Here is a 4,210-nt window from a genome sequence, read left to right as displayed (position 1 = left end):
AAATACGATTGCCCTATGCAAAAACTCTGATATGGTTGCATACAGCCTATAAAGGACTTATGCTGATAGCTCTCTGCACCATTTTGCAGGAGTAATTATGAACATTTTATTTTTGTACTTCATTGCTCGCTAGCTATTGGAGGAGTGTCATGTTGCCAGTACGCAATCTCTCCGTTGTCTTGCTGTTTACTCTCCTGTTGGGGCTGTTGCTGCTGCCACAGTTGCAGGCTGCTGAACCAGCACTGACCCCCACTACGCCTCCAGAAGGGGTGCAAATGGCTGATGCTGTCCAGGTGCAAACCCTGCAGGCTAATGGGGCCATTGTGGTTGATGCCCGCAAGGCCGCTGAGTTTGCCGAAGGCAGCATCAAAGGGGCTGTTTCTGTCCCCTATGATCCCGAACAAAGTGCCAAAGATATCTCGTTTGACGCCAGCAAAGACAAATATGATTTGTCGAGCATTGCCGACAAAAGCAAGAGCTATATTGTTTATTGCAATGCCAGCTCCTGCTGGAAATCCTATAAATTGGTCACCGTCATGGCCCGTGCTGGCTATAAACATCTCTATTGGTATCGTGATGGCTTTCCCGATTGGAAAGCGCGTCGTCTGCCCGTGGAATAACCGACTTTCGCGCAATTGCAACCTTCTGTTTTTCTTGCCAGCAAGGATGTCACACCATGATCTATACCCATAAATCACCAGCCCTGTTGTTGATGGGGCTGTTGATCCTGTTGTGGGGCGGATTAAACCGCCTGGGCAGTGTCGATGATCTGCAAGCCTATCTGCAACCGAGCGCCTATAAAGACCATATTGCCGTCAAAGAAAAATGGGAGGCCGAGCTGCGCGTTGCCACAGAGCAGGCCAAAGCCAATAACCAGGCAGCACCCAGTCTGAAAAAGCCTCTCTCCAAGTTTGACAAGGAGAAGGAGTTTCAAAGCCAGCTCTGTACTATTTTTGGTGGCAGCTTTACCCTGATTGGTCTGTTTACTCTCTTTTGGCGCCCCAAACCCGGCAATGTCGATTATCTGATCAGTACAGTACCCGGCGTCGCCTTTATCGCCAGCATTGCCTTTGTGGTGCGCTGGGGGTTGGATCCGATGTTTGCCAACTGGGGCAAGGCGGTCAAGGATGCCGGTATGTTAAGTTGGGATTTTGCCAAAATTTTTAATCTCAACTATGTGGTGTTGGGCATTCTGGCAGGCATCTTTGTGGTCAATGTCATTCGTGTACCCGCTTGGGCGGCCAATGGTGTGCGCCTTTCGCGCCTGTTTTTGAAAAGCGGTGTTATTCTGCTTGGCACCCTCTACAGCGCCGCCGAGTTGGCCCAGTTGGGTATGTTGAGTGTCATCTTGATCGCCATCTTTGTGTTGGGATCGGTGGGCATCGTCCTGATCATGGGTAGGCGCATGCAGGCTGGCAACTCCATGACCGGCGTGCTTTCTGCCGGAATGGGAGTCTGTGGTGTTTCCGCCACAGTCGCCGCCTCGCCGGTAGTGCAGGCCAAAGCTTCGGAGATCGCCTATACCATTGGCACCATCCTCGCCTGGGGGGTGATGTGCATGTTTATCTTTCCTACCATCGGCCATCTTTTTGAGATGACGCCGGTTCAGTTTGGTGCCTGGGCCGGAACCGGTATTCTCAACTCGGCGCAAGTGGCCGGAGCCGCCCTGGCCTATGATCCAGAGGGGGTGGAGACTCTGAAAGTGGCCGAGATTTTCAACATCACCCGGGTACTTTTTCTGCCAATCATCGTCCTCTGGCTGGCCACCTGGTATGTAAAAAACGAAGAAAATGCCACCAAGGTTGATATCGGCCATGTTTTAATCAGTAAATTTCCCCTCTTTGTCCTCGGCTTTATCCTGCTCTTTATCATGAGCTCCCTCGGCTTTTTTGCTCCCGCCGACCACTATCAGGGCAAATTTTTTAGTGGTGACAAGGTGAAAGAAGAAAAATTGCTCAAAGCCAAACAGGGCAAACTGCTCGAAGGGGTTTTGCAAAAAATGCGTACCCCAGAGGAGCAAAAAGCCCTTCAGGATCTGATTGCCAACCGTAAACTCACCTCTCGGGATCAAGATAATATCCTCAAAGCGGTGGCAAAAATTCCCGACCTGGACAATGCCATTAAAGGGATCCTGGAAAATGCTCATAAAGCAGCCTGGCACGACTCGCCGGTGATCCGTGCCTATCGGGATTGGATCGCCTGGCTGTTTGCTTTTGGTTTGATCGGCTTGGGAATGCAGATTACCGGGCAAGCGATTAAACAGGCCGGGGGCAAGCCGTTGGTGATCGGTTCTGTAGTCGGCACCTTGAAAGCGGTCGGTTCTCTGCTGGTGGTCTTGTTGTTTATCTCCAAATCGGTGTAAGGGAGAGTGGCGATGGAAGAAAAACGCTTTGATCGGGGTTCACCCCTCTCCATCTTTCGTACCGATCGGATGGAGGATGTGGCGGCTTTGCTGGCAGCTTTGCTGATTGCAGTCAGCGTGGTGCTGGTGGTCGGACATGGTTGATGGAGAGAGGCCAGAAGCACCGCTGTTGCTTCTGGCCCACCATGGCACCCCTGGTGCCTGTGCCGCCGAACAGTTGGCCTACTCCGTAGCCCGTGCCTGGCAGGCATCCATTCTCCATCTCTTGGTGATTCCTGCTTTTTGGCGCGATATGATGGGCGATGATTGGCTCAACAACGCCGCCACCCGTGCCCAGTTTGGCGGTTATCTGGAACAGATTTTGGGGGCAGAAGCGCAGCAACAATTGCAAGCGGTTGCAGAGCGTTGTTGCGGCCAGGGGCTCGCCTATCGCTCCCTGCTCAAGATTGGCGAACCCACCGATCTGCTTTTGGAATGTGTGCGCGATGAAGCGCCTGCGGCGTTGGTGTTGGGTTCGCCCCGACCGAAAGGGGTACCCGGAGTGCGTTCGCGTATCGATATGCCCCGCCTGATGCAGCGGAGCAGCATACCGCTGTTGCTGGCTCCCTGGGGGTGGAAGGGCAATCAACCGTTTTTTTGATTTTTAATCGGCAAAGAGATCCTCCAGAGCGCCCCCTTCCAGGAGTTGATCACTCCATCTCTCCAACACCGGGAGTGGGGCGGCAGCAATTTTGGCGCTGACCCTCTCAGGAACTGCCGTAAAACGACGCTGCAGTTGTCGCAATAACAGATTGGCGGTGCCCTTACGCAGACCAGCTTCCTCGCCTTCCATGCGTCCTTTGATGAAACCTTGCTCGATTCCTTGCTCGATTCCTTGCTCGATTCCTTGCTGGATTCCCTGCTGGATCCCTTCCTGCAGTCCTTCCTGCAGCCCTTTTTTCATGCCATCCATCCATCCCTCTTCATGTGCCAACTTTAAGCGACCACGGGCGTCTGCGATGGCAATGCCTGCTTTGTCATAGAGATCCCACTCTTCGCGACTCATGTTGGCCAACATTGCCCGCTCAAAAGCGTGGCGCAACGGCGGCAGATCCAACGGTTGCGGAATTTGTTCAAACATCTCTGCATAGCGAATAAAATAGATCCACTTGTCCAGCAGAGTCTCACAACTCTCCATATCCTTGGTAAATTTGGGTAGTTCGACAAAATAGTGGAGAATGTCGCGCAGAAAAGATTGTCCGGTGATTGTTTCCCGCGACTCATGGCAGGAGACGCAATGGTCAAACTCTGGAAACATGATAAAGTCGGCGATGGTTATGGCAATGACCTGATTGAGTTTGGGATAGTGTTCTCCCCTCTGAATCTGTAAGGTATAGGTTTTGGCGCTGTTGTATTGAATCCGTTTCAGAAAGCCATCCACCTTTTCCACCTGCATTTCCACAATGTAGGAGATTTCGCGCTGATCGGTACAGCGCACATCCAGGATGGAGGATTTTAACTCTTTGATCCGAGGGGCCAGAAACGGATCCAGAATCACCAGATCTTTGATCCGGCGTTCTCCTTCCAGACCCAGCAGGTTTTCCAAAAAAGAGATCAAAATATCTTTGCCCTCTTCGCTGCCAAAGATTTTTTTGAAGGCAAAATCAATACGTGGATCGATAAAGCGCATGGTTGGTTCTCCCAGCAAGGCAAGGAGATGGAGGAGAATACAGTATTATCGTCAGTATAGTCGTGCAGAGAAAAAATTGCGAGATCAATTACCGGTGTGTTCAGGGCAATCGCATTTGCCAATTTCCTCACTGTTGCCACAAGCGAAACTGTGCATGTCGGGCATCCGCCCTCCCAAAG

At 51.8% G+C, this 4,210-nt stretch carries 5 protein-coding genes; 4 read left to right on the top strand and 1 reads right to left on the bottom strand.

What is annotated here, in order from left to right; all coding sequences use genetic code 11:
* Nucleotides 1–149 precede the first annotated feature (149 nt).
* From EJP87_RS14235 to EJP87_RS14225, 4 genes are read left to right on the top strand one after another with little or no spacing between them, the layout of a single operon-like run.
* The gene (locus tag EJP87_RS14235; RefSeq protein WP_130472529.1) at nucleotides 150–620 is read left to right on the top strand and encodes a rhodanese-like domain-containing protein; all 471 of its coding nucleotides are present in this window, start codon (nucleotides 150–152) and stop codon (nucleotides 618–620) included.
* Nucleotides 621–676: 56 nt separating this feature from the next.
* Nucleotides 677–2,362, top strand: coding sequence for a YeiH family protein (locus EJP87_RS14230; RefSeq protein ID WP_130472528.1), 1,686 nt, complete (start codon nucleotides 677–679; stop codon nucleotides 2,360–2,362).
* Nucleotides 2,363–2,374: 12 nt separating this feature from the next.
* Nucleotides 2,375–2,506, top strand: coding sequence for a hypothetical protein (locus EJP87_RS18870; protein WP_265332132.1), 132 nt, complete (start codon nucleotides 2,375–2,377; stop codon nucleotides 2,504–2,506).
* Complete coding sequence (locus EJP87_RS14225; RefSeq protein ID WP_130472527.1) at nucleotides 2,499–3,002, top strand: universal stress protein; 504 nt, start codon at nucleotides 2,499–2,501, stop codon at nucleotides 3,000–3,002. Before EJP87_RS18870 ends, EJP87_RS14225 begins: the two co-directional genes overlap by 8 nt.
* A 3-nt stretch (nucleotides 3,003–3,005) precedes the next feature.
* Here EJP87_RS14225 and EJP87_RS14220 read toward each other — a convergent pair whose 3' ends face one another.
* A complete protein-coding gene (locus EJP87_RS14220) occupies nucleotides 3,006–4,031 on the bottom strand; it encodes an Rpn family recombination-promoting nuclease/putative transposase (RefSeq protein WP_130472526.1) in 1,026 nt (341 codons plus the stop codon).
* Nucleotides 4,032–4,210: the final 179 nt, after the last annotated feature.

It is taken from the genome of Candidatus Magnetaquicoccus inordinatus (assembly GCF_004217665.1).
Taxonomy (GTDB): domain Bacteria; phylum Pseudomonadota; class Magnetococcia; order Magnetococcales; family Magnetaquicoccaceae; genus Magnetaquicoccus; species Magnetaquicoccus inordinatus.
Note: the sequence above shows the minus strand (reverse complement) of the source record. Positions and strands in the feature narration are given on the sequence as shown.

What these genes read in the sequence shown, in the direction of transcription:
- EJP87_RS14235 (WP_130472529.1), top strand. Translation starts at nt 150, where the DNA reads ATGTTGCCAGTACGCAATCTCTCCGTTGTCTTGCTGTTTACTCTCCTG.
- EJP87_RS14230 (WP_130472528.1), top strand. Translation starts at nt 677, where the DNA reads ATGATCTATACCCATAAATCACCAGCCCTGTTGTTGATGGGGCTGTTG.
- EJP87_RS18870 (WP_265332132.1), top strand. Translation starts at nt 2,375, where the DNA reads ATGGAAGAAAAACGCTTTGATCGGGGTTCACCCCTCTCCATCTTTCGT.
- EJP87_RS14225 (WP_130472527.1), top strand. Translation starts at nt 2,499, where the DNA reads ATGGTTGATGGAGAGAGGCCAGAAGCACCGCTGTTGCTTCTGGCCCAC.
- EJP87_RS14220 (WP_130472526.1), bottom strand. Translation starts at nt 4,031, where the DNA reads ATGCGCTTTATCGATCCACGTATTGATTTTGCCTTCAAAAAAATCTTT.